The sequence below is a fragment of the Streptomyces sp. NPDC054841 genome, from assembly GCF_053611045.1.
Map to the genome: position 1 here is coordinate 1 of NZ_JBSGZO010000075.1, position 24,580 is coordinate 24,580.

A 24,580-nucleotide genomic window follows, 5' to 3' on the forward strand; every position below is an offset into this window, starting at 1 on the left:
CCGTGGCCCTTCTCTTCCTCGGCGTCGTCCTTGCGGTAGTCCTTGCCGTGGCCCTTCTCTTCCTCGGCGTCGTCCTTGCGGTAGTCCTTGCCGTGGCCCTTCTCTTCCTCGGCGTCGTCCTTGCGGTAGTCCTTGCCGTGGCCCTTCTCTTCCTCGGCGTCGTCCTTGCGGTAGTCCTTGCCGTGCTCCTTCTCGTCCTCATCGTCGTCCCCGCGCGGGGACGTTTGGACCTCGGCGGGCTGGGGCTGGCTGCCGGCGCGAGGTTCCGAGTCGACTGAGTGAGCGGTAGGAGCCATCACCAGCAGCTGGCTGGTCACGGCGGCCACTCCGGCTATGGAGGCGAGCAGGACCCGTGCGCGTCGCGCCCGGGGCAGTCCCATGGTCGGGATTCGCTTATTCATGTCTTGACTTCCTTCCCCGCGGTCACAGTGACTGCGCGGGAGTCCGGGGGCACAACGTGCGGACCGACTGCCCGCACAAGGCTCATCCCAGCCGCCGTCGCTGCGGCGCGCGCGCCATCAGGGCGCTCCATGATCCGGTCAGGTGAGCCTTTTACCCGACTGGAGGTAGGACGGGGGGCGCCGCACCAGCATTTAACGGGGTGGATGTGGCCCTTTCGCGTTCACTAGGGTGTGGCTCGTGTCCAGTCCCGAGGCGTCAAGACGCTAGCCACCGGTTGTTCGGTGGCTTCTTGTGATGTCGCGCTGAAGCGCCGCCGCCTCTGAGGCCGCGCTCGGCGGCCTCCTGCGGCGCCGTCGAGGGCCCCACCTTCACACCGACCGGATTGTTCACCGTACGGGCGAGTTCCAGATGCGCTCCGCCCAGGTTGCGGGTGCGCTCGCCGATCCAGCCGAAGTGGGCGGAGCCGGCGTAGTCGCCCCGGACCTGTACGCCCCGTGCCACCCCGAGGGATGGTGGTCCGCCGGACACGACGAACGCCAAGCACCTGTACGACCCGTGAGGAGAACTCCCTACCCATGCGCATCACCCGCGAGACGCCGCTGGCACCGATGTCCACCCTCGGCATCGGCGGACCCGCGGCCCTCGTCGTCGACCTGACGGATCTCGCCGACTTCCCGGACTTCGTGGAGCTGGCCCGCTCCTGTCCCGGTACCCCGGTCTGTCTCGGCGAGGGCAGCAATGTGCTGTTCAGCGACGCGGGCTGTGCGGCGCCGGTGCTGCGGCCGCGGACCCGTGGCGTGCGGTTCACCGGGAGGACGGCCGACGGCCGGGTGCTGACCGAGGTCCAGGCGGGCCATCCCCTGGCCGACCTGGTCGCCACCACCATCGCCGAGGGGCTGAGCGGCATGGAGATGCTGGTGGGCATCCCCGGCACCACCGGAGCCACACCGGTGCAGAATGTCGGCGCGTACGGCCAGGAGATCTCCGACACGCTGGTCGAGGTGACTGCCTGGGACTGGGCGCTGCACAGACGGGTGCGGCTGGACGCCGCCGCCTGCGGACTCGGCCACCGCACCAGCGCCTTCAAGGGCTCCCGACGCTGGACGCTGCTGACCCTGGTGTTCGCCCTGCGTCCCGCCACGCTCAGCGCCCCGGTCGGCTACCGTGCGGTGGCCGAGCAACTGGACGTCCCGGTCGGCACCCGGGTGCCGATGGCGGAGGCGGCCCGGGCCGTACTTGCGGTGCGCAGGAGCAAGGGCATGGTGCTGGAGGACTGCGAGTCCGACCGGAGATCGGTGGGCAGCGTGTTCCTCAGCCCCGCGATCAGCCCGGACCAGGCCCGTCGGCTGCGCGCGCGGGACGCCCCCGTCAACGAATTCCCCGACGGGTCGACCCGGGTGAGCGCCAGCTGGCTGATCCGGGAAGCGGGCTTCGCGCTGGGCAGCCGGATCGTCGACGGAGTACGCATCTCCTCGCAGCAGTACACCCTGGTCGCGGACTCGGGCGCGAGCGCTACCGGGTTCGCCGAGGCCATCGGCGTGGTCCTGTACCGGACCCTGGACCGCACCGGGGTGCGGCTCACACCGGAGATCGACTTCCTCGGGGAATGGGAGGTTCCGGCGTACGCCACGCCGTGACGCCGCGCCCTGGCGCCTCGCGGCAGGGCTCCACGGCGGGTACGCCCAGGCCAGGCTCTGCCTGTGCCGCACCCGTCCCGGCCGCCACTGTGTCAGCCCTACGGCTCAGGTCTCCATGAGGCGCCGGACATGCTCGGCCTCGTCCTCCCGGACCTCGCTCGCGCGCACGGCTCCGAGCCGCCAGCTCACGGTGGCACCGTCAGGGCCCTCTACGTTCCCCCGCTGAAGGGCAGCCCGGATCCGCGCACGGACCTCCGCCTCGTCCTCGGGTTCGGCGACGAAGAGCACCCGTAGCCGCACCTCGTCATCGGCCCGCTCCGCGCTGGTGTGGTGCGGTGCCAACGGGCACGGCAACTCGTGCTCCCAACTCCCGCACAGCCCGAGGGTGATGGCCGCGCCCGGAGCCCGCGCATCACCGCGGGCCTCCATGACGACGGTCGCCTCCAGGGCGCTTGCTCGGCACATCGGGCCAGCATCGCACGCCTGCGCACGGTCAGGTGCCGGCCGCCGGCGCCGGAGCTCCGCCCCTCCGAAGAGGGCCTCGGGGGCTGTCACCGCGCGGTCCTGGCCCTCGCGCGCCGTCAGGTTCCTGCCGGCACGCGTCAGACGCTCCCGCCGGTCAGCAGCCGGGCCCGCAGCCGGGTGACGACGTCGTCCGTGATACCGACCCGGTCCTTGAGGTAACCGTGCACGGATCCGTAGCGGGCCGACAGACCGGCGAAGACCAGCTCCATGATCTCGGCTGGTGCCCGCCCGTAGGCGGGCCACTTCAGGACCCGGTCCGGATTGGCCGCGCGCCAGTCGGCGGTGAGGCCCTCGGTGGCCAGTTCGGTGAGCGCGAAGTCGGCGAGGATCTGTTCCTCGGAGACGTCCAGCAGGGTCAGGACGAGCGCGGCGATCAGCCCGGTGCGGTCCTTGCCGGAGGTGCAGTGGAACACCAGCGGCCCCTCGTCCTCGGCGATCAGCTCGATGGCCTGCCGGATCTCCGCGAAGCCGTCCTCGGTCACCTCGGCGAACCGGTCGGCCAGGAATCGCCAGGGGTCGACAGCGGGGTCGATCGAGGCCTGGTCGTAGGGCCGGTGCTCGATGCTGAGATTGGCGTAGGTGAACCGCTCGGCCTCGGGCACCTTGCCCTTGGCCTCGATCTCCCACGGGTAGCGCAGGTCGACGACGGTACGGATGCCCAGCTGAAGGAACCGGTCCCAGTCCGCGCCCTGCAGTTTGCCCAGGGAGTCGGCCCGGTACAGCCTGCCCCAGGCGACGGTGCGTCCGTCGGCGGACCGGTAGCCGCCCAGGTCACGGAAGTTGTGCAGCCGGTCGAACCCGATGTGCCGCGTCACGCGCGCTCCCCTTCGTTCTGTGCCTTCACTCGCCCGAAGCCGCAAGTTCCCCAAAGTTTCCAGGACTTACGACCGGGCCGCGCCCTGACCGGGACGGCGAACCACCGTGCGGGGTTCCCCGTCGAGCCTGGTGTGGGGAAGCTCTCAGGCCGCGTGGCCTCCTTGCGTTCGTGATAGCCGCCGTATGTACTGAGCCGCATCCTGCCCGGGATGGGCACGCAACGCTCATAAGGAGAGAAATTGGGCGAGGGATTGAAGGCGTCCTCGGAGCCGCCGCATGACCACGGCGGTTTCCGGTACGCGCGCTCTCTGCGTGTCCCCGGCGGACATCCGATCCCGGCACCGACCCCTTCCGCGACACACCCACGGAGCCCCGCAACATTGCCGCGGCTCTCGCCATAGCTCCCGCCTTCATTGTCGTCGAAGGCGGTGAGTCCGGCTTCCGCTGCCCACTGAACCGGGTACGCGCCGACGGCGGTCAAAGAATCTCCGCAATCGTCTCCCGAACGGGTAAGGGACTGGTCCCCCTTACCCGGCACGACGCATTCCGGACTCCGGTACCGACGGGTTGCATTCCCTTCGGTGCCCTTGGATCCGGATGGCAGCGAAAGGACCAACGGACATGTATCGCGAGCCGACCGCGCCTTCTGGCGAACGGTCCGTCGTCGGGCGCGCCATGAGCATTCTCGCGGCTTTCGACGCCGACAACCCCTTGCTGACGGCCAGCGACCTCAGCCGGCGGTCGGGGCTCCCGATCGCCACCACGCACCGGCTGGCGACCAAACTGGTGGCCCTTGGGGCACTGGAGCGCCGCGGCGAGGGCAGGTACTGCGTCGGGTTGCGGCTGTGGCAGTTGGCGTCCCTCTCGCCGCCGTCGCATCTGCGTCAGGCCGCCCTGCCGCACCTGCTGAGGCTGTCCGTCCAGACCCGCTCGACAGTGCTGCTGGCGGTCCGGGACGCGGCCGAGATGGTGTATCTGGAGGTCTTACCGGGGCAGTTGAACCCCACCGAGTTACCCCGCCCCGGGTCACGATGCGCCCTGGACAGCAGCGGTACGGGAATGATCCTGCTGGCCCACGCCGACGGCGTGACGCAGCACATGGTCGCCTCCCGGCCCGGCGTCGACGCGGACCGGCTGCGGGAGTGCCTCGCCCGGGTGCGGAGTTCGGGGCATGCCGTGGCCGAGGGGAAGCCCCACAGGGCCGCCATCGAGGTCGCCACCGCGGTCCGCAATACGCAGGGTCAGGTCGTCGCGGCCGTGGGTCTGGCGAGCCGAACGGACCGGGCCCATCTGCCGGGGGTCGTGGACGTCCTGCTGCGCGCTGCCGACGCGCTGTCCGGCAAAGACTACTGATTCGTCATCATCATTGAATCCACCATTCCGCGATGAACCGGAACGGTGGAATATTGGCGTGCGCCCGTGCAGAGGGGTGGTTGGAATACAGGCGTCCCCTGTCGGGCGGGACGCGGAAGATCTGACACAGCATCACCAATTCGACCCGGCAGCGGGCTCATTGTGCCCTGAGACGTGAAGCAACTCAACTTTGTGGTCATACTGTTCACAGAGTTGCCTTTCGGTCACGCTCAACAGCATACACAGGCGCCTCACCTGCCCGTACGGGCATCGGACCAGCCACCTTTCCATCCAATGAGAACGCTTGTTGCCGCCTCTTCACGCCATGAAGAAACTGAGGCAGCACCGACTCCGAAGCAGACCCTCGCATTGCCGTTCGCAATGTTGGGTGTGCGGCCTTCCGCCAAAGGCAACGGAATTGTCCGCACCACTTGTTTACCAGCACGACAGAAAAACGAGGGTCTCCATGACATCAAAGATCTCCGCGGGTGCCGTGGTCCGCTGCCTCGGCGGCTTTTCGCTGGAGATGCGAGGCCGCCCCGTGAAGCGATGGCGGGCGGGCAAGGCGCGCGATCTCTTCCTCTACTTACTCGTCAACCGGGGCCGGCCGGTCGACCGCGACGAGCTGTACGCCGCCCTGTGGCCGGACCGCGTGCGGTCCCCACGGTCCAGCTCCGTGAAGGTGGCCAAGCACGCGGTCCACCAGATCCTCAGCGGGCACGGGTCCTCCACAGGTGAGCAGCCCGCCGCCGAGATCGTCCTCAACGAGTGCGGATACACCCTCAAGGTCTATGACGTGTGGCTGGACTTCGAGGAGTTCGAGAGGCTGTGCCACAACGGCCACAGGGCCGCGGCCCGAGGGGACCGCCCGACGGCCCTGGACCAGTACCACCGCGCCCTGGAGCTCCACGTCGGGGAGTTCCTGCACGGCGAGACCGCCGACTGGATCAGGGAGCAGCAGGACTGGGCGCGGTCCCTGGCTCTGGGAGCGGCGGACTACCTCCTGCAGGACGCCCTGTGCCGCGAGGACACGCCGGCGGTCATCGCCCTGTGCCGCCGGAGCCTGGACATCGACCCGTACCAGGAGGACGTCTACCGGACCCTGATCCAGGTGCACGGCGAGCTGGGCCAACTGGGGCAGGCCAAGGCCTGGTACGAGCTGTGCAACCGCCGGCTGTCCGGAGATCTTGACATCGATGTCAGCCAGAGCACGCGCCGCGTCTTCGACCGGATGATGCGCGTCCGCGGCCTCTCGGCAGCCTCTCGGGCCCGGCGCGTAACCACCCCGTAACCGGGCTTCCTAGACTCGCAAACCTGCACCTGGTCAAGGAGGTTGGTGTGACGGTGCTGGAGACGGAACCGGGCCCCGGTCCCGCTGCTGAGAAGCGCGACGAAGGCCTCTGCGGCGACGCCGGACCCTTCATCGTCGGCTTGGGCGGGACGATCCGTCCGGGATCCTCGACGGAGCGGGCGGTCCGCGCGGTGCTGACGGCCGCGGAGTCCGCGGGTGCCCGCACCCTGCTGCTGGGCGCCGCCGATCTGCAACTGCCCCTGTACTCCCCCGGGGAGACACAGCGGACGGCGGCGGCCCGGCGGCTGATCGACACCGTGACCCGCGCCGACGGCCTGGTCATCGGGACGCCCGCGTACCACGGCGGCGTATCCGGGCTGGTGAAGAACGCCCTCGACTACATCGAAGACCTGCGGGAGGACCACCGGCCCTATCTGCACGGCCGCGCCGTCGGGTGCGTCGTCACCGCCCGCGGCACCCAGGCCGCATCCGCCCTCACCGGGCTCCGCTCGGTGGTGCATGCGCTCCGGGGCTGGCCCACTCCGCTGGGTGTGACCGTCAATACGGAAGAGATCTCGCTCGCGCCGGACGGGAGCGCTGCTGACGGGCGGGTCGCGGCACAGCTGGCGACGGTGGGCGAGCAGGTGGTCGCGTTCGCCCGGATGCAGACGCCAACCCCCTGACAGTTGACGGCTGACGGCTCACCGCCGACCGCCGACCGCCGACCGCCGACCGCCGACCGCCGCAAACCCTCCCGCATCTCCCCTCACTTCTCTTCCTCTTTCTCGTCGTCTTTCGAACTCCCTGGTTCCGGCTGCCCTTTTCCGGACCGTCCGCACGTCCCTGACCGACCGTGACCCCGAATGGAGCACGTTCATGGAAGACACCACGCTGTCCACCACACCCGAAGAGGACGCGACCCTCGCCGCGCAGGACTCCGGTCCGCAGGCCGAGGACCAGGCGGCGGGCGCCGTCGCGCCGGACGCCGAGCTGGAAAGCCTCGACGACCTGGACGACGTCGACTTCGACCTGGACGAGGTCGAGAACAAGATCGCCCCGCTGGCTCTCGCTGCGACCGAGCCCGCACGATGGTGACGGTGGCCGATGACGCGGGCCCCGCCTCCGGCCGCGCCGTCCGGGTCGATGTGAACACAGGCCCCGCCGCCTCCTTCACCGGGCTGCGGGAAAGTCTCCACGCGCTGCGCGCCGAGGGCGCCGACTTCGGTGACCTGGCCGCTCGTCATCCGGCGGAGTGGGCCGAACTCTTCCCCGCCGAGGCCGCCCCCGGCACGACACCGCTGGAGGAGATCGCGCTCGCGCCCTCCGAACGCCGTCTGCACCGGGAGAGCGAGCAGGTCTACCGCGTGCTTTCGGTGGCCGCCGCGGCCCTGTGCGCCGGCACCGCGCAGCTGGGCAGGCCGCTGCTCGTCAGCGGGATCGGCGGCACCGACCTGTCCTCGCTGCGCGGCTTCATGCGGGCCGTGGAGCACGCGCGGGTCGCCGAAGGCGCCGGAATTCTGCTGCACACGCCGACTTCGGTACGCACCCCCCTCGGCCGCTACGCCGACTACCGCGGCGAGCGGGTGCGCTGCCTGCGCCGCATGGGTCTGCCCGTCACCGAGGACGACCTGGTCGTCGAGCTGGGGACGGACGGCGACGCCCGCTTCGTTCCGGTGTCGGAGGAGGGCGAGCTCCACCTCCGGGCGCGGGACGGCGAGAGCTCGTCCGTCGACCGGGTGGCGGCCGCGCTGGCGTACTGCCGCCGGGCGTTCTTCTCCGCGAACTGGGAAGGCATGGCGGCCGTCGCCGACGAGGCGATCGGTCTGCTGTCCGGCATCCCCGAGTCCCGGGTTGCCGAGCTGCTGGCCAAGGCGGAGCGGGAGGAAGAGCTCGTCCACGCCATCGAGTTCGAGACGGCGATCCTGCGGGGCACCGCCGACGTACGTGGGTTCCTGCTCAAGGTGATCGGTATCCAGGCCGGATTCCGGGGCGACCAGGAGACGGCCGTCGCCTGCTTCCGTGCCATCCGGGAGGACGCCGACGGGCTCTCCCCGGAGATCCGCGCCCAGTCGCATCTGTACACCGCGCTCACCCTCTCCAAGCGCAAGCAGCGACTGGCCGAGGCCGTCGCCGAGGTGGAGCAGGGCTTCGAGGTCGTCAGGGAGCGGCCGGACGAGGCCGAGAGCGTCCGCCGCGAGCGCGGCTGGCTGCACAATCTGCGCGGGCTGACCCTCTTCTCCGAGCGGCGCCTCAAAGCGGCCTTCGAGCACGAGAAGCAGGCGCTCGCGTGCATGGCCGGGCTGACGGACGCCAGCGCCGCCCATCTGCGGATCAACCTGTACTCCAACATCAGTGTGTTGCAGGAGAAGGCCGGGAAGCACACCTCGGCGCTGGCCACCTGGGAGAAGTTCAAGCAGGCCACGGGCTCCTCGAACGCCGGCTTCGTCAAGCACCACGCGTACCGCAGTGCGGGTCTGAGGCTGCTGGTCGGGGAACGGGAAGCCGCGCTGGAGGACCTGGACACCACTCTGGTCAACGCGGCCGGCCTCGGCGACCTCTTCCACGAGAGCGAAGTCCGCCTCGAACTGGGGACGTTGCACGCCACGGCCGGTGACACGGAGGCCGCCACCGAGCAGTACGGACGTGCGGAGAGCGCCGCCCGGCTGCTGGGCGACCCGTACCGGATCGCGCTGGCCATGGCGGGGCAGACCATGACCTCGGGCTCGCAGACCTCTGCCGGTGCCGTGGCGGCGACCGCCGCGCTCAGCCTCACCCGTCCCGGTGACGCCGACGCGCTGGCCAAGACCGTAGCCGAGGGCGGTGAGCTGATCGGGCTGCTGCCGAGGCCGCGTACCAAGCTGAACCGTCCGTTCGACCTGATCAACTTTCAGGACTGAGGCCATGGCGCACGAAGCGACTGGATGGCAGCTGTATCCACGGCTGCTGCTACGGAGGGCAGGCTTCGGTGTCGAGCTGCTGACCGCGCTCGGTGACGGGCCCACGCTCGCGGCGGCACAGGCGTACCGCGAGGCTGCGGGACGGTTCGAGGAGAGCCGCACCCGGCTCCAGGAGGACATCGCCAAGACCGTCGCACGTGCCGACCGGGAGACGGACCGCGCGAAGCTGCGTGAGCTGTCGAAGATGCGGAGCCGGGCGGGCCGCAGGCTGCTCGTCGAGCAGAGCGCGTCCGCCGGCGGGCTCGACGCGGCCGTCACCGACTACCGTACGGCGCACTCCACGCAGGAGGAGGCCGCCGGGCGACTGACAAAGGCGCTCGCCGCGGAGGTGCTGCGGCGGCCGGAGCGGGTCCGTGACCTCCTCCGGGACGAACGGGTGTGCGACGCACTGGTGCAGCTGTCGCCCTCGTTCCACACCGAGGTGGTGCGCTGGATCGACGGCTGGGAGCGGCCGGACGGGGTGTCGGGGCGCAACCGCGCCAAGGACCGCTCCTTCTACCGCCGCGTCTATCTGTACGGGCAGCGGCTCGGTGCGAAGAACGAGACGACCAGCTTCTTCGGGCCGCTGGTGCACGGGAGGATCGAGCGCGCATCCGAGGGGATCGCCCTGGGTCCCGAGACCGGGTCCGGGGTGCACTTCCTGGAGGCACAGGCCGCTTTCTGGGCCGTGTGCGAGCTGGCCAGACTCATCGGCACGGATCCGGACGTCCGGGACCGTCCACCGGTGGACTGGCTCCCGTCCTGCCACCGGATCGCGGCGGCCGAGCCCGGTTCGGGCTCGATCAGGGCGGCGGACGGCCGGCAGATCCGGCTCTCCGGAACCCGTTGGAGGCTCGCCGCCGGTGTCGACGGCCGGCGGTCCGTCGGCGAGCTCGCCGCACTGGCCGGCATCGACGTCCCGGAGGCGCGGCGCATCCTGAACCGGCTGCGGCAGGCCGGGGCCGTACGGCTCTGGCCCGAGCCGCCGTCCACCGCGGCCCGCCCGCTGGACTGGCTGATCTCGTGGGCCGAGAGGTACGCGGACGGCACCGGCTGGCCGGTCCGGCTGCGCGAACTGCGTGACCTGGCCGACGCATACGCGGCGGCCGACGGTCACCTCGCCAGGGCCGCGGCCCTGGCCCGGGTGGAGGAGTGCTTCACCGCGCTCACCGAGGTCGACGCACGCCGCGCCGGCGGCCGGATGTACGCCGACCGGCTCGTGGTGTCCCTGGACGCCAAGGGCGACCAGAGCCCGGTGGTGGTCGGCGGCGACGTGGCGCGGCGCTGGGAGGATCAGCTCACCCCGGTGCTGGACGTGGCCGCACGCTACGGCGAGCTCCAGCAGCACGCCGCCGCCGAGCTGTGCGCGGAGATCATGCGCACGTCGGGCACCGACTCCATGCCGTACGACGAGCTGATCCGCCGGGTGCACGCGGCCGTCGAAGCCGGCGGGCAGGACGCCCTGGCGGGCCCGGTCGCCGCGTTCACGCGGACGTACACGGACCTGGTCGGTGCGAACGTGCACGGGCAGGAGGCCCGGCTCACCCCGGCCGATCTGACGGTGCTCGCACCCGACCCCGGCCGCGACCGGTTCGTCAGCCCGGACCTGATGCTGGAGAGCCGGCCGGACGGTACGGAACTGCTGGTCCTCGGCGAGCTGCACCCGTACGTCTTCGCCTGGGGCTCGCAGGGACTGTTCAGCGACGAACAGGACCGGATGCTGGCGGACTTCGCCGCGGGGCTTCAGCCGTGGGGTGGCCCGGAGCGGCTCGCCACGGTCATCCGCCGCAGACGCCACAAGGGGCTGGTCGCCGACTGGTTCCCCGGTCGCTTCGTCGAGATCACGTCGGTGGCCACCGACGACAGGAAGCGGACCGTACCGCTCACGGAGCTGACGGCGGTCCTCGTCGACGGCACCCCGCGGCTGCGTACGCCGGACGGTGAACTGACCCTCTACGCGGGCGAGGACGACCATGTCCATCTGCGGGCCTTCGCCGCGCCGGGTGTGGCCCTGCCGCTGGTCAGATTCCAGGACTTCGCGCCGCGGATCACGGTCGGCGACCTGATCGTGCAGCGGGCCCGCTGGTGGTTCGACCGCGCCGACCTCGGTGTCGATGCCGTCCGCGACCCCGCTGCCGCCTTCCTCGCGGTGCAGGACCTGCGGGCACGGCACGGCCTGCCCAGGTTCTGCTTCGCGTCCCTGGCGCACGAGCCGAAGCCGGTCGGCATCGACCTGGACAGCCCGCTCGCCGTCGACGCTCTGGTGGCGATGGTGCTGGCCGGCGAGAACCGGACGGTGTCGCTCGCGGAGATGCGGCCCGCGCCGGACGCGCTGTGGCTGCGTCACGGCGGGACGCCCGTGACCTCGGAGTTCCGGATCGCCATGAAGAGAGCGTCGTCGTGACTGATTCCGCAGGTTCCCCCGGTGGTCCCGGTCCGACCGATCCCACCGAGCCCACCGACTCCACCGATCGCATGGATCCCACCGATCGCACCGACTCCACCGGCTTCGCCGGAACCACCGAAACCGCACCCGCAGGCCTTCGCTGGGAGCTGCTGCCGACCGTCGTGCTGCGCAGCGCAGGGTTCCCCTGGCAGATGGTCGAGGGTCTGGCGTACGAGCGCACCCGCGGACTCCTCGCCGAACTGTTCGCGCTGGAGGAGCAGGCGGCCGAGGTCGCGTCGCGGCTGCGCCCTTCGGGCCGTCTCGCCCGGGGCCAGCAGAGCAAGCTGCGCAATCTGCGGCCCCTGCCGCCTTCGGAGACCTTCCCGGCGGACTGGCTCGCCGAGTGGAACGACGTCGCCGCGCGGGTGACCGAGGCCCGTGGGCGGATCGCCACGACCGTCGAGTCCGACGCCGCGACCGTCGAGGAAGCGCTGACCGGCATCCGTACCGATCCGCGCGTCAACGACGCCATCGTCTGTTCCTCCCCCGCCGTCCACCGCGATCTGGCCCGGGGTGCGACGGGCGGCCGCATCCGCCGCCAGCTCGCCTCGTACGCACAGCGGCTCGCGTCCAAGAGCGAGACAATGAGCTTCTTCGGGCCCATCAACTACGGCCGGGTGAACCCCGGGGACGACACCGCGACAGCGCTGACCTGGGAAGGGCACCGGGAGATACGCGTCCGCCAGGCGCACACCGCCGCCCGCGTCAACGACGCTGTGCAGGCCATGCTGCTCGGTGACGACGCACTGGCCCCGCACCTGGTGCCGGTGCGCAAGACCACCGCCCGCGCGCCCAAGGGCGCGGAACTCACCGCCGCGGTGATCCGGGCGGCCGACGGCGAGCGCACGGTGGCCCGGATCGCGGTGGCGGCCGGTGCCGACGAGGACGAGACGGTCGCCGCGTTCCGCACGGGTGTGGCGAAGGGGGTGCTCACCCACACACTCTGCCCGCCGTCGACGGTGGTCGATCCGCTGCGCTGGACGCTGGAGCACATCGATGCCTCGGACCCCGGGACCGCCGGCCGCGCCGCCGGGGTACGGGCGCTGCTCGCCAAGGTGCTCGAACTGCTCGACGGCTACCCGTCGGCCCCTCCCGAGCGCAAGACGACCATCCAGGACGAGCTGGAGTCGTTGATCCCGATCGACCAGGGTCCGGCGAACCGCAGCCGCTTCTACAACGACCGGGTCGTCATCCACGAAGCCGCCGTGGGCACGGCCGAACTGGACGTCCGCGGCCGGCTCGCCCGCGACATGTGCGACGCCGTCGCGCCCGTCCTCGATCTGCTCGCCCACGAGGCCGAGCTGACCCGCGCCCGCACCAACCGGGCGGTCGCGGCGCGACTCGGCCCGGGGCGGATCCCTCTCGTCCGTGCGCTGCGCGCCTGCGCCGAGCTGACCATCGAGCCCGGTGGCGGACTCGGCGCCGAGCTGGGCAGGGTACTGACCGGCGCCGGCGACGACGTGGCCGAACTCGACGTCGCGGGACTCCTGTCCGCACCGCCCGCACCCGCGGCGCCCGTCCTGTGCTCCATCGACGTCCTGATCGCCGCGCCCGATCTGGCGGCCTACCGCGCCGGGGTCACCCCGCTGGTGCTGGGCGACATCCATGACGCCGCGCTGCTCACGCCCTGGGCGCTGCAGTTCCACCCGGACTCGGCACAGCTCCTGGCCGGACGCGACGCCGCCGTACGCCGTGCGCTGGGCGAGCAGATCGCCGTCAACGTGATCTCGCGCCGTACGACGGGGCTGCCGCCGCTGGAGTTCCCCGGTGTCGTCCTCGAACTGGGCGGCACCGCCGGTGCGGGCCGGGAACGCGTCGGACTGGACCAGTTGTGGCTGGACAGCGACGGAGAACACGTCGTACTGCGCAGCGATGCCCACCCTGGGCGGAGCCTCCTCTTCCACAACGGTGAGCTGGACACCGCCGTCCACACCGCGCTCGCCCTGCCGCGCATCCGCCGTCCCGTCCTTCCCGACCTGCCGCACGTCCCGCGGCTGCGCTGGGGCAATGTGGTGTTCTCCCGGCGCCGTTGGATGCTGCCGAGCCGGGCGGTGCTCGACGCCCACAGCAGTCAGCGCGAGGCGGACCGGCTGCTGGAATCGGCCCGGCTGGTGCGCGAACGCGGTCTGCCGGACCGGTTCTTCGTGAAGTCCCCGGCCGAGCGCAAGCCGGTGTACGTGGACACCGCGAGCCCCGAGCTGCTCAAGGGGCTGGCCCGGCTGGCGGGCACGGCCGAGCAGCTCGCGGTCTCCGAGGCGCTGCCGGCGCCCGAGGACGCCTGGCTCCGCGACGGCGAGCTGCGTTTCGCCTCCGAGCTGCGGTGTGTGTACCTGCGGGGCGGGGGTGAGCGGTGATGCGGCAGGTGGTGATGCCCCCGCTGTTCGATCTGAGTCTTGAACCGGTCCTCGATCCGGGGGACGAACTGCTCGATCTGAACGCGGAGTTCGTGGACCGGCTCGCGGGCACCGAGAACCTGCGGTCGCCGGCCGCCGCGTACGAACTCGGACGGCTCGGCGAGGGCGACCCGGCCGGGCGTCGCACGAAGGCGCTGTTCGCGCGCGCGGCCGTCGCGATCATGGGGCGTGGGAACCACGATGCGGGCCGGCTGCGGGCCGTGGGCATGGCGCTGCGACTGTCCGGCGAGAGCGACCCGGCCCTGCGGCTCGCGGCGGACGACGTGGAGATCGTCGACGGCACGACCGAGTCGGGCGCGGACGTGGTGTCCGCCGCCGCGCGGACCGGCCTGTTCGGGCCGACGACCGTGCGGGCCCGCGACTTCGCGCCGGGGCGCCGGGTGCACCTGCTGGTCGAGACCGATCAGCAACTTCCCGCGGCGGCAGCCCTCATGGACGTGCTGGGCGCCGAACGGGTCGTGCTGTGCGGGCGGTTCGCCGCCGACCACCGGGCGGCGCTGCGCGCGCTGCACCCGTTCTCGGCGGCCGCAGGCTTCGACAGCTGGGCCCCGTCCTGGCGGCTGCGTCAGGAGTGGGCCCCGGACGGCGCACCGGTGCACTGGGTACGGCGAGCCGCCGACTGGCGGCCCGGCGTTCCCTGGGCCGGGTGGCTGGAGCCCGAGGAGGCCGCGCTCCTGCCCGAGGATGCGTGGCGGGAGTGCCGTGGGGCTGCCCTGACCGTGGCACGGCTGGAGTCCTGGGCCGGGGTGACAGGGACGGACGGCACCCGCACGGATCTGGAGCCGGTCCTGAAGTCTGCCGGGGCGGAACGGCTCGCCGCCGAGCTGCTGATCGGCGCCCCCGGCGTGGGTGCCGACGAGGCCAGGGCCACTGCCCGGCGACTGCTGTCGGGACCCGGTCCGCGGCTTGCGGGCCTGAGCCCGTTCCGGCTGCGTGCCGCCCGTGGGCGCGAGGTTCCGGGTTCCTGGGACGGGGTGCCGTTGACACGGGTCGGCGCAGAAGGCCATGACCTGCCGCGCTGGGACCGGTTCGGCGCACCGGGAACGCCCGGTGAGGCCGACCGCGACGCCCTCGTCGGCGCGCTCAACGCCGAACTGGGCAGCGAGACCGATCTGTATCCGGGCCGGTTCGCGTGCTGTGTGCTCGCCCGCCCGGACCGGACCCCGCTGTGGGAGCCGTCGGCCGCTGTCGTGGGTGCGGAAGGGGAGGGGCCGGACGGCCGGGGCCCCGGTTCCTTCGTGGTGAATCTGAGGACCGGAAGCGCCTTCCGGCTCCATCCGAAGCTGGCGCCCGTCGTCGAGCGGCTGGCGTCCGGCGACAACGCCGTCCTGGACCGGCTGAGCGGCACGGTCCGTACGAAACTGTCCGACCAGCTGGTCCGGGCCGGTGTGATGCGGAGGACGCAGTGAGCCGACAGTGGCGTATCGGACGGGAGTTCATCCTGCGCCATGCGGGCATGCCGTTCGACTGGCTGGAGGAGCTGGGTGCGCCCGGTTCCCTGCTGGAACTGGCCGACGACGTCCTCGATCGCGAGCGCGCCGTGCTGGAGCTGGTGGACACGCAGTTCGCCGGGCAGCGGGCGGTGGCCGTGCGGGCCGATGTGCTGCGCGGACGTGTGCAGCAGCTGCCCAAGTCGGCCGGGCCCGGCTGGAGTGCGGCAGTACGCGCCTGGGACGAGGCGCAGCAGCGCTACGCCCTCGCCTACCAGGAGGCCGACGATCAGGCCGGGAAGCAGCTGCGGGACCTGCTGGCGACCCCCGAGATCTCCGAGGCGGTGTTCCTGTCCAACCCGGACGCGTACCGCAACATGCTGTTGCCGCTGCTGGCGCATGACGGGCCGCTGACCTCCCGCTGGCGCCGGGTCCGCCGGCAGATGTACACGTATGTGCAACGGTTCTGCGCGAAGAACGAGACGGTGAGCTTCTTCGGGCCCATGGCCTACGGCTCGGTGCGGCCCGGTGACGGAGCCGAACTGCGCCAGGACGTGTCCCCTGCCCGGAGGGTCTTCTTCTCCCACTGGGCGGCGCGTGCACTGACCACCGCCATGGCCAGGGATCCCAGGATCCTGCCGCATCTCTCCTTCCGCGCCACCGGCCGGGGCGATGCCGCCAAGGACCCGCTGCTGTCCCTGATCGCCCCGGACGGAACCGTCTTCCGCGATCTGGTGCGCGCCTCGGGGCAGCCGGCCGGCGAGGTGGCCCGGGCGCTGATGCGGCTGGTGGCCGCCGAGGCCGTCACCATCGGCCTCGGCGGGGGCGACTACGACCTGGAGCCGCTCACGACCCTGCGCGCACAGCTCGCCGCCCTGCCCGCCTCGCCCGCCCGTGAGCGGTGGCTGGGGCAGCTGGGCGAACTCGCCGGTTTCCTCCGTGATCTGGCCGAGCAGCCGCTCCACCGGAAGGCGGCCACGGTCGCCGCGCTGGAGGCACGCTTCACCGAGATCACCGGCAGGCCCGCCCGCCGCGGCGCGGGCGCCGCCTACGCCGACCGCGCCGTGTTCTTCGAGGAGTGCGCCTCCGCGTTCTCCCTCACGATCGGTGCCGAGGTGATCCGCCGCTGGGAGGAGCAGCTCGCACCGGTGATGGAGGTGTGCGTGGCGCACGGCCACGCCACGCAGGCCGCGGCGGCGGACGCGGTCCGTGCCGCCTTCACCGGCGGCCCTGACGGGCCCGCCGTGGAACTGGATCTCCTCGACTACGCCACCCGCGCGGCCGACAGCCGGTCGGACTCCACCAGCACCTTCCAGGCGACGCACGCCCCCAGCTATCCCGGCACAGAGTGGCGTGGCGAGGTGGACCGGCTGGCCCGGCGGGCGGAGGAACTGGGCGGTGACCGCTACGCGGTCGTCGACCTGTGCCCGAGCGCGCCGGACGCCGCCGGACTCGACGGCGCCCCGCTCGTGCTCTCCCGCGCCCATCACCATCTGCTGGTCCGCAGCTGGCTGGGCACGATGCATCCGGACCCGGCCCGGCTCGGCGCGGATGCCGCCGAGTGGACCGCGGAACAGGACGGTGCCGTCGTCGGCCTCGACTTCGGCCGTCGCAACAAGGGCTACTACCGCTTCCCCGGACGGGAGGTGGCGATGCGACCGCTGACCTGGACCGATCACGGGCGCGAGGATCTACTGAAGCCGGAGGACCTGCGGGTCACCATCGCGCCCGACGCCGTCACCCTGCGGGATCCGGACGGCCGGCCGGTCACCGCCTATGTACCGCTGAGCGACTTCGTCAAGTACGCGCCCATCGCGGCGCTTTCGCATCCGCAGGTGCTCCACCCCACCTTCGCGGCCGACGGCGCACAGCCCGAAGTGAGCCTGGGTTCCGTGGTGTTGCAGCGTTCCCGGTGGCAGGTCCCCGCGGCTGCCCTGGCCGCACCGGAACCGTCCGCGCGGTTCCTGGAGCTGCGAAGGCTGGCCCGCGACACCGGCGGCAGGTTCGTGTTCTGCCGCAGCGCCCAGGAGCGCAAGCCGTACCTGGTCGACCTCGCCTCGCCGCTGGCGGCCGATCTGATCAGCCATGTGGCGCGCGGCGCCGGCGAGCTCGGCGTGGAGCGGATGGCACCGGGCCCCGAGGGGTTGTGGCTGCGTGACGCCGAAGGACGGCGGTACACCAGCGAGCTGCGGATGCAGATCATCGGCAGGGGCGGGCGGGCATGACGCGGACGACGCTCTTCGCCGAGCACTCCCTGCGCCTGCGTGCCGACGTGCGGCCCGACGGCGGCATCACGACCGAGCGGTCCTCGAACCGGGGCATGAGTGCCGAGCGTCACCTCGGCGACGGATTCACCGAGCACCGCTTCGCGGACGACGACACCCTGCTGGGTTCCGGGCGCACCGAAGCCGGAGCCCGGGCGGCCGAGGCGCTACGCGAAGTCCAGGACCGTCCCGTCTTCCACCTGACGGCGCAGCACCGCGCCGAGCTCGCCTCGATCGCCGCCGAGACCGGCGCCGCGCTCACCCTGGGCGTGGCCCAGCAGCATGTCGCCGCGGGCGACCCCGAGCGCGTACGCACCACGGAACGCATCGTCACGACCCTGGAGGTACGGCTGACGGTCGAGGACGGCACCCGCCACGGCCGCTCCGTGCTGTGCGGACCGCCCGGGGAGGATCCCCGGGCCGTCCGGGACGCTGCGGTGCGGACAGCCGAAGCGATACGCGCGCGGCTGGCGCTGCCCCTCGCCGGTGAACTGCCGGACGGGGCCGATCTGGTGCTGCTGCCGGGCCTTGCCGGGGCGTTCTTCCACGAGATCGTCGGCCATCCCCTGGAAGCCGATGTCGTCGCCTCCGGCACCAGTTACCTGGGAGAGCGCGCCGGGCAGCGGGTGGCGCCCGGCTGGCTGTCGGTCAGCGACGGCGGCCTGGAGACGGAGCGCGGCTACCGCAGCCCGTTCGACGACGAGGGCACCACGTGCCGTACGGTCCGGCTGATCGACCGGGGCGCCGTGGGGCGGCCGATGACCGATCTGGCCCTGGCCGGGCGGCTCGGTGTGCCCGGTTCGGGGCACGGACGCAAGCAGAGCTACCGGCATCCGGCGATTCCGCGCATGACCCACACCGCCGCCCTGATCGAGCCCGGGACGGAGGTCGAACCGCCCGCGGGCGACTGGATCGCCCCCTACGGGCTGCGGCTGGACATGATGAACATCGCCTCCGGTGCGTTCGTCTTCCATGCCCCCTTCTCCCTGCTGCACCGCGCGGACGGCAGCGTCGCCCGGCTCGGCCCGCTCCGGGTGACGGGCGACGGGGCCCAGGTGCTGGCCGGTCTGCGGCCGTACGCGCACCGGGTCGACGCGTATCTGCGCGCCACCGGCGGCTGCGGCAAGCTCGGCCAGTTCCCGGTGCTGGTGTCGTTCGCCAACGCGGGGTTCCGGCTTCCCGCGGGGCTGGTCGGACTGCGGGCGGTGGCCCATGCGTGAGTTGCGCGTACGCGCCTCCGGTCTCCTCACGCCCGCTCCCGGCGGGCCCCGGCTCACCGTGTCGCTCGACACGCTACGGCTGGAACGTGACGCCTCGGGACGGGTGACCGGCTCCCGGCGGCTGGGCGAGCCCGTCGCCCAGGAGGCCGCCAAGGACACCGGGCTGGTGCTCACCGAGGCGGCCGCGCGGGCCCGGGCCGCCGTCGCCGGACTGCAGAGCGCGGTCGCCACGGTCCACGAGTGGCACGGCGACGACGGACTGCTGGTGGCACGGCGCAGCGACCTGCTGGCCCGCGTGGAGACCGCCGGCGGGCCCGTACTCCTCGGCACGGCCACCTACGGTGAGCCGTCCGCCCTGCTGGAGGCGCTGCCCTGGGACGAACTCGGCGCGCTGCCGCAGCAGTCGGCCGGCGCCGGGCCGCCGGACGACTGGCGTGAGCGGCCACTCTTGCTGCGCCCCTCCCCCGCGGCCGTGCTCGTCGCCGGGACGGCCTTCTCGCTGACCTCGCGCGGCGGACGCGCCACCGCGCAGCGGCTCTCCGGCCGCCGCGTACTCCCGCCCCTGACGTTGCGCGACCTGCCGGTGGCCCCCGCCGAGTACGACCGTGACGATCTCGGCAACCCGGCCAGGAGCACGATGCTCGTGGACGCCGGCCGGATCTGTCCGCCGTCCCCGCTCCGTGAGGGCATCCCGCTCGGACGCGCGGTCTGGGACCACGACTCCGCCGCCATCGGTCCGCCACAGCTGAACCGGCTCGAACTCACCGGCCCGGACGTGGCGCTGCCGCCGCAGGCCGTGGAACTCGTCCGGTGCGTCGAAGGGCTTCAGCGCTACCACGGCGACGGCACCGTACGCCTGCAATGTCTGGCGAGGACGGCGGACCGGCCCGGCGTCTGGTTCTCCGTCGTACTGCGGGCCAGACCCATTCATCTGCTGCGCCAGGCCGTCGGCCTGGCCGGCCGCCCCACGGCTGTCCACAGCGACAGCGATGTGACCACCCGCTCGCTGGTGCTCGCCGGCGCAGCCGAACTGGAAGGTGCAGGACATGCCGTCGTCACCGTCATCACCCCATGACTTCGCGCTCGTCGGCGGCGGGATCGTCGGCGCGTGCCTGGCCGAGGAGCTGAGCAGCCAGGGAGCCTCGGTCCTCGTACTCGACTCCGGTGACGAGCCGGGGCACGCCACCAACCGGGCCGCCGGAGTGGCCGTTCCGTCCCTGCGCTATCTCGGTGACCGGGAGTTCTACGACTGGCTGCGGACCGCGAAGCAGGACCTGGACGCCGATGTGGCCCGGCTGGAGCCGGAGTACGGCGCGTTCAGCGTCGCCCGGCCGATCCTGCGCGCGCTGCGCGAGACCGACGTCGAGACGTACGGCGAGGTACTGGACGGCCTGGACGTCGGCGCGTGGGTCGAGGGCGACGCGCTCGCCGGCGCCACGCCCGGCCTGAAACTGCCTCCCAGCAGGCGCTATCTCCTCGACGAGAGCGGTCTGATGGTCGACGGCCGACGCTATCTGGACGCCGTCCGCCGCCGCTGTCTCGACCAGGGCGTCACCTGGCGGCAGGGCAGCACCGTGCGCGAGGTGCGGGAGGACGGACCGGCGGTCGCCGTCATCACCGACGACGGGACGGTCCGCGCCGACCGGGTGGTGATCAGCGCCGGGGCGTGGACCTCCGGCAAGGGCCTGGCCGAGTCCACCGGGGTCCGGCCGCAGCGCGGCCAGATGGCGGTGCTGCGCACCGAGGAGAAGCTGACCTGCATCCTCTCCTCCGCCTACTACCTCGCGCCCGGTGTCGGTGACGACGTCATCGTCGGCGCGACCGAGGAGGACGCCGGCTTCGCCGAGCACGTCACCACCCAGGGCATCGCCCAGCTGCTGAGGTTCGCGACCACCGCCATGCCCGCACTCGGCGGGTCCGTTCCCGTGGAGCTGCGCGCCGGGCTGCGGCCGGTCTCCGGCACCGGCCGGCCCCTGGCGGGAGCCCTGCCGGGCCACGAGCGGATCTTCGTGTCGGCGGGGCACGCCGGTCACGGGCTGCTCTCCGCGCGCTGTACCGGCAAGGGCATGGCGGCCGGGCTGCTCGGGGACGACTGGGATGCCCTGCCCTACAGCATGTGCCCGTCCCACGCGCTGGGCGGTGCCGCGTGATGCGCATCGACCACGTGATCCTGGGCGCGCGGACCGTCGAGCCGCTGCGTGAACTGCTGTGGGAGCGCCACGGGTTCGGCATCACCGACGGCAGTCCCAACCCGGACGGGACGGCGAGCTGGGTCGTGCCCTTCGACACGCCCGACGTGCAGTATCTGGAGCTGCTCGTCACCGACGACGAGGAGAAGCTGGCCGGCAGCGACTTCGGCCGGCTGTTCCTCGAACGGACCGCGGACGGCCCGGCCTTCCTCAACTGGGCGGTGCTCACCGACGACATCGAGTCCACCGCGCGCGAGGTGGAGCAGGTCACCGGGGCCGATCCGGACCTGTTCCGTGGCGAGTCGGTGCGCGCGGACGGCCAGCGCGTGCCGTGGGCGGAGGCCGCGTTCGAGCTGTCGTGGCGCAGCCGTGTGCTGCCGTTCTTCCTCAGCTACGGGAATGCCGCGGCGCGTGCGGCCCGGGTGGCGGGCGACCTCGAGGCCGCCGGGCACCGGGTGTGCCCCACCGCGTTGGAGCGCCTGGTGACGGGTCCTGCCGAGGAGCAGGACTGGGTGGGACGGTGGCCCGGACTCGGAGGACTCGCGGTCACCGTCGACCGTACGGCGGGTCCGCGGATCGCCGCGGTGCACATCGGCACCGCCGAGGGCGAGACCGTGGTGCGGCTGCCGTGACCCGCGAACGACCGGCCCGTCGGCGGGTGGAGTGCTCCCCGCCGACGGGCGGCACAGCCCTGGCCTGTCATGGCCGAGACGTCCCCGGGTGGCTCCGGCGACGGAAGACCTCCGGCCCCGGGGACGTCCGGCAGCAGGAGCCTTCGGCACCGCTCCTGCGCCGACGCCTCGGGCGTGCTTCAGAGGCGGCGTCCTCCGCCCGCGTCCAGGCGCTCCCGGTGCCGCGCCAGCAGCCTCTCCCGGGTCTCGTCGTCCTGCGCGGCCTGTGCCGCGGTCCAGGCGAGCCCGATGGCACCCTGCACCAGGGCCCGGTCCGCGCCCGGCGCCACGCAGGCGGCGGCGAACTCGGGCTGGTGGTTGACCGCGTCCCCGCTGTCGATGCCGATGCTCGGGTGCAGGCTGGGCAGCGCGCGGCTCACGTTGCCCATGTCGGTACTTCCCGTGGGCATGTCGCGCTCCTCCTCCCGGGACACGAGGGGACGGCCCAGTTCGCGTGCCGCCGCCCGGTACGCCTCCGACAGGAACGGGTCGTGCACCAGCTCGGCGTACGGCGGGGTGGACACGATCTCGTGCGTGCAGCCCGTGGCGACGGCGCCGGCCTCGAAGCAGGCCCGGATGCGGGTTTCGAGGCGCCGCAGGGATTCCATGTCGGCGGCGCGCAGGTTGTAGAGGGCGCTGGTGCGGGCGGGCACCACATTCGGCGCCTCGCCACCGCGGGTGACGATGCCGTGCACCTGCTGCCGCGGCTCGAAGTGCTGGCGTCCCACACCGACGGCGACTTCGGCGACGGTCAGCGCATCGGCGGCGTTGACGCCCAGATGCGGGGCGAGCGCGGAGTGCGACTCCCTGCCGGTGTACCGGACTTCGAGCTCCACCAGTGCGAGCGGACTGGGCGCGCAGTTGTCCTCGGGGGCCGGATGGACCAGCATCGCCATCGACACCTCGTCGAAGACCCCGGCCTCCAGCAGGGTTATCTTTCCGCCGCCCTCCTCCTCGGCCGGGGTGCCGATCACGACAACCGTGATGCCGAGCTCCTCGGCGACGTCGCGCAGAGCCAGCGCCGCGCCCGCGGAGGAAGCGGCGATGATGTTGTGTCCGCAGGCGTGGCCGAGCCCCGGCAGGGCGTCGTACTCCGCGCACAGTCCGACCGTCAGCGGACCGTCTCCGAAACGTGCGGTGAACGCGGTCTCCAGGCCTCCGGCGCCCGGCTCGACCTCGAATCCCTCGGCCCGCAGCAGATCGCTCACCTTGGCTGCGCTGCGGTGTTCCTGAAATGCCGTCTCAGGCTCGGCGTGAATACTTCTGGACAGGGCGAGCAGTTTTTCCTCGGCACGGTCCACGGCATCGCCGCAGCGACGCATTGTCCGGGGCGAGATCCTCATCTGCATCATTTCCTCCGGAATACCGGGAACGGGCTCGTCGGCGTTTGCGCGAGTCCTCTATTTCCTACCGGAGCCGGAGTCGAAAAGCGAGACCAGTCAGGAGATTTGACATGACGTCACTGACCTGGAACGTGCGCGCGGGAAACGGGGAACTCTCGGTCGAGACAATGCCTTGGTCTCTGTTGCGCGCGACCGGTTTCTCCACCCGGCTCCTGGACGGACTCGCATCGGTGGAGCTGCTCGACACGGCCGGCGAGCTACTGGCCGCGGAGAACACCGTGGCGGCGCAGCGTGCGCATTTCCTCGAAGCGTGCTGGCCCGCACTGCGCGAGGCCGTACGTGAGGTCGAGCCGCGCCAGCGTTCGCTGCGGGCCCTGCAGGCCTGCCGACGGCTGGTCGAGGAGGGCGCGCCGCTGGACGAGCGGTGCACGGACGTCCTCACGGCAACCGGCCTGCCGGACTGGGCAGCCCGGTGGAACGCACTGGTCGCGGCTCGCGACGAGCAAGTGGCCGCCGCCCGCGCCGGGTTCGAGACGGCCGTGCACCGGGCCCGTCTGCGCACGGCGGAGACGGCCGGCCTGGACGCGTTCCGGCACGCCGTGTTCGTGTCGAACCCGGCGTTCTTCCGTGCCGCTCTGGAGAGCCCTCCGCTGGCCCACCCGGGCTGGGCGGAAGCCGAGGCGGGGACCGAAGCGGGGGCGGGCCTGCCCCGCGGTCTGCGTCGGCGGGTCGACACCCTGCACCGCTATCTGCGCCGGTTCGCCACCAAGTGCGAGACCGTCTCCTTCTTCGGCCCGGTGCTGTTCAACCGGTTGCGGCCGGAGCAGGAGCAGGCCGTGCTGGTCGGCTCGCCCGGCCCGGAGAAGGTCGTCGTGGAGGCGAGCGCCTGGCTCGTGGAGCAGCTGCGGGAGCAGGCCGGCCGGGACGTGCCGCTGCCCCTGCAGCACGCGTGGCCCAGTCCGCTGTTCCGGCAGCCGGAGTCGGACCAGGTCCTGGAACGGGCCGTCGACGGCCGCCGGTTCAAGGTCGCGGCTCCCGCGCTCGCCCTGTGGCGTGCGGCGGCGGCCGGGCCCGGGGACCGCCTGGACGCGCTGCTGGCCGCGGCCGGTGCCGCCGAGCAGTCCGACGCGTACGCCGCGCAGCTGGTGAAGGCGCTGGGGCCGGCCCTCATCGTCTCGCCCTGGCGCCTGCCGTCGACCGAACTGCACGCGCTGACCCGGCTCGCGGCCGAACACCCCACGGCCACGGTCGTCGAACTCGCCGAGGCCCGCGACAAGTACGCGGAGGCGGGGTGGCCGCAGCGCGCCGGTCACCTCGCCGAGGCCCAGACGGCCAGTGAACGGGCCGGCGGGGAGGTGTCGCGCAGCAGCGGTCAGCACTACGCCGACCGCGAGCTGTTCCATGAGGACCGTTCGAGCCCGCTCAGTGAGCGGGTCAGCTTCGGGGCACCGGTCGTCGACCGGTTCCGGCAGGTCACGGAGGCCGCCTTCCCGCTCGCCTTCCTCGCCGCCCTGCTGGCGCGGGAGGACGCCCGGGACGCCCTGCGTGACGTGCTCCGGGGCGACCCGGCCTCGCTGGCGGCGCTGGCGACCCGCGAAGTGCCCGCACGCACCCATCGGCGCGACCGGCTGGACGCCGTACTC

19 protein-coding genes and 1 pseudogene are annotated in these 24,580 nt (G+C 72.3%); 15 read left to right on the top strand and 5 right to left on the bottom strand.

From position 1 onward, the window contains the following. Both ACWGI8_RS13460 and ACWGI8_RS13465 read right to left on the bottom strand, forming a co-directional pair. A pseudogene (locus ACWGI8_RS13460) lies at positions 1 to 401 on the bottom strand (hypothetical protein); the annotation flags it as partial. A gap of 256 nt (positions 402 to 657) precedes the next feature. Beyond that, positions 658 to 903, bottom strand: a complete 246-nt coding sequence (locus tag ACWGI8_RS13465) for a 3-deoxy-7-phosphoheptulonate synthase (protein WP_453660551.1) — start codon at positions 901 to 903, stop codon at positions 658 to 660. A gap of 74 nt (positions 904 to 977) precedes the next feature. On the opposite strand from ACWGI8_RS13465, the gene ACWGI8_RS13470 reads away from it, so the two are divergent. Then, positions 978 to 2,039, top strand: coding sequence for a UDP-N-acetylmuramate dehydrogenase (locus ACWGI8_RS13470; RefSeq protein ID WP_453660553.1), 1,062 nt, complete (start codon positions 978 to 980; stop codon positions 2,037 to 2,039). 105 nt (positions 2,040 to 2,144) lie between these two features. Here ACWGI8_RS13470 and ACWGI8_RS13475 read toward each other — a convergent pair whose 3' ends face one another. Next, positions 2,145 to 2,504: a hypothetical protein gene (locus ACWGI8_RS13475; protein WP_453660555.1), complete on the bottom strand. Its 360-nt coding sequence runs from the start codon at positions 2,502 to 2,504 to the stop codon at positions 2,145 to 2,147. A 137-nt stretch (positions 2,505 to 2,641) separates the two neighbouring features. Continuing rightward, positions 2,642 to 3,379 carry a tyrosine-protein phosphatase gene (locus ACWGI8_RS13480; protein WP_453660557.1) on the bottom strand — a complete coding sequence of 246 codons (738 nt, stop codon included), beginning with the start codon at positions 3,377 to 3,379 and terminating at the stop codon, positions 2,642 to 2,644. A 622-nt stretch (positions 3,380 to 4,001) separates the two neighbouring features. Here ACWGI8_RS13480 and ACWGI8_RS13485 point away from each other — a divergent pair. The 13 genes from ACWGI8_RS13485 (at position 4,002) to ACWGI8_RS13545 (ending at position 21,555) form a co-directional block, all read left to right on the top strand. After that, positions 4,002 to 4,733, top strand: a complete 732-nt coding sequence (locus ACWGI8_RS13485; RefSeq protein ID WP_453660559.1) for an IclR family transcriptional regulator — start codon at positions 4,002 to 4,004, stop codon at positions 4,731 to 4,733. Between the two features lie 466 nt (positions 4,734 to 5,199). Then, entirely contained in the window at positions 5,200 to 6,024 is an 825-nt protein-coding gene (locus ACWGI8_RS13490; protein ID WP_453660561.1) for an AfsR/SARP family transcriptional regulator, read from the top strand. A gap of 47 nt (positions 6,025 to 6,071) precedes the next feature. After that, a complete protein-coding gene (locus tag ACWGI8_RS13495) occupies positions 6,072 to 6,707 on the top strand; it encodes an NADPH-dependent FMN reductase (protein ID WP_453660563.1) in 636 nt (211 codons plus the stop codon). Positions 6,708 to 6,900: 193 nt separating this feature from the next. After that, the gene (locus ACWGI8_RS13500; protein ID WP_453660565.1) at positions 6,901 to 7,119 is read left to right on the top strand and encodes an ammosamide/lymphostin RiPP family protein; all 219 of its coding nucleotides are present in this window, start codon (positions 6,901 to 6,903) and stop codon (positions 7,117 to 7,119) included. Then, positions 7,113 to 8,921 carry a hypothetical protein gene (locus ACWGI8_RS13505; protein WP_453660567.1) on the top strand — a complete coding sequence of 603 codons (1,809 nt, stop codon included), beginning with the start codon at positions 7,113 to 7,115 and terminating at the stop codon, positions 8,919 to 8,921. The genes ACWGI8_RS13500 and ACWGI8_RS13505 overlap by 7 nt, the downstream gene beginning before the upstream one ends. A gap of 4 nt (positions 8,922 to 8,925) precedes the next feature. Then, on the top strand, positions 8,926 to 11,364 hold the full coding sequence (locus tag ACWGI8_RS13510; RefSeq protein ID WP_453660569.1) for a hypothetical protein: 2,439 nt from the start codon (positions 8,926 to 8,928) through the stop codon (positions 11,362 to 11,364). Next, positions 11,361 to 13,760 (top strand): lantibiotic dehydratase, encoded by a 2,400-nt coding sequence (locus ACWGI8_RS13515; protein ID WP_453660571.1) that lies wholly within the window; start codon positions 11,361 to 11,363, stop codon positions 13,758 to 13,760. Before ACWGI8_RS13510 ends, ACWGI8_RS13515 begins: the two co-directional genes overlap by 4 nt. Next, on the top strand, positions 13,760 to 15,229 hold the full coding sequence (locus ACWGI8_RS13520) for a hypothetical protein (RefSeq protein ID WP_453660573.1): 1,470 nt from the start codon (positions 13,760 to 13,762) through the stop codon (positions 15,227 to 15,229). Before ACWGI8_RS13515 ends, ACWGI8_RS13520 begins: the two co-directional genes overlap by 1 nt. Further along, a complete protein-coding gene (locus ACWGI8_RS13525) occupies positions 15,226 to 17,475 on the top strand; it encodes a lantibiotic dehydratase (protein WP_453660575.1) in 2,250 nt (749 codons plus the stop codon). Before ACWGI8_RS13520 ends, ACWGI8_RS13525 begins: the two co-directional genes overlap by 4 nt. Next, positions 17,472 to 18,734 carry a metallopeptidase TldD-related protein gene (locus ACWGI8_RS13530; RefSeq protein WP_453660577.1) on the top strand — a complete coding sequence of 421 codons (1,263 nt, stop codon included), beginning with the start codon at positions 17,472 to 17,474 and terminating at the stop codon, positions 18,732 to 18,734. Before ACWGI8_RS13525 ends, ACWGI8_RS13530 begins: the two co-directional genes overlap by 4 nt. Next, a complete protein-coding gene (locus ACWGI8_RS13535) occupies positions 18,727 to 19,809 on the top strand; it encodes a hypothetical protein (protein ID WP_453660579.1) in 1,083 nt (360 codons plus the stop codon). The genes ACWGI8_RS13530 and ACWGI8_RS13535 overlap by 8 nt, the downstream gene beginning before the upstream one ends. After that, on the top strand, positions 19,781 to 20,884 hold the full coding sequence (locus ACWGI8_RS13540; RefSeq protein ID WP_453660581.1) for an NAD(P)/FAD-dependent oxidoreductase: 1,104 nt from the start codon (positions 19,781 to 19,783) through the stop codon (positions 20,882 to 20,884). Before ACWGI8_RS13535 ends, ACWGI8_RS13540 begins: the two co-directional genes overlap by 29 nt. After that, the gene (locus ACWGI8_RS13545; protein WP_453660583.1) at positions 20,884 to 21,555 is read left to right on the top strand and encodes a VOC family protein; all 672 of its coding nucleotides are present in this window, start codon (positions 20,884 to 20,886) and stop codon (positions 21,553 to 21,555) included. The genes ACWGI8_RS13540 and ACWGI8_RS13545 overlap by 1 nt, the downstream gene beginning before the upstream one ends. 179 nt (positions 21,556 to 21,734) lie before the next feature. Here ACWGI8_RS13545 and ACWGI8_RS13550 read toward each other — a convergent pair whose 3' ends face one another. Further along, on the bottom strand, positions 21,735 to 22,937 hold the full coding sequence (locus ACWGI8_RS13550) for a M20 family metallopeptidase (protein ID WP_453660585.1): 1,203 nt from the start codon (positions 22,935 to 22,937) through the stop codon (positions 21,735 to 21,737). 110 nt (positions 22,938 to 23,047) lie between these two features. Between ACWGI8_RS13550 and ACWGI8_RS13555 the strand changes: the two genes are divergently transcribed. Beyond that, on the top strand, positions 23,048 to 24,580 hold a 1,533-nt coding region (locus ACWGI8_RS13555; protein ID WP_453660587.1), incomplete at its 3' end, for a hypothetical protein.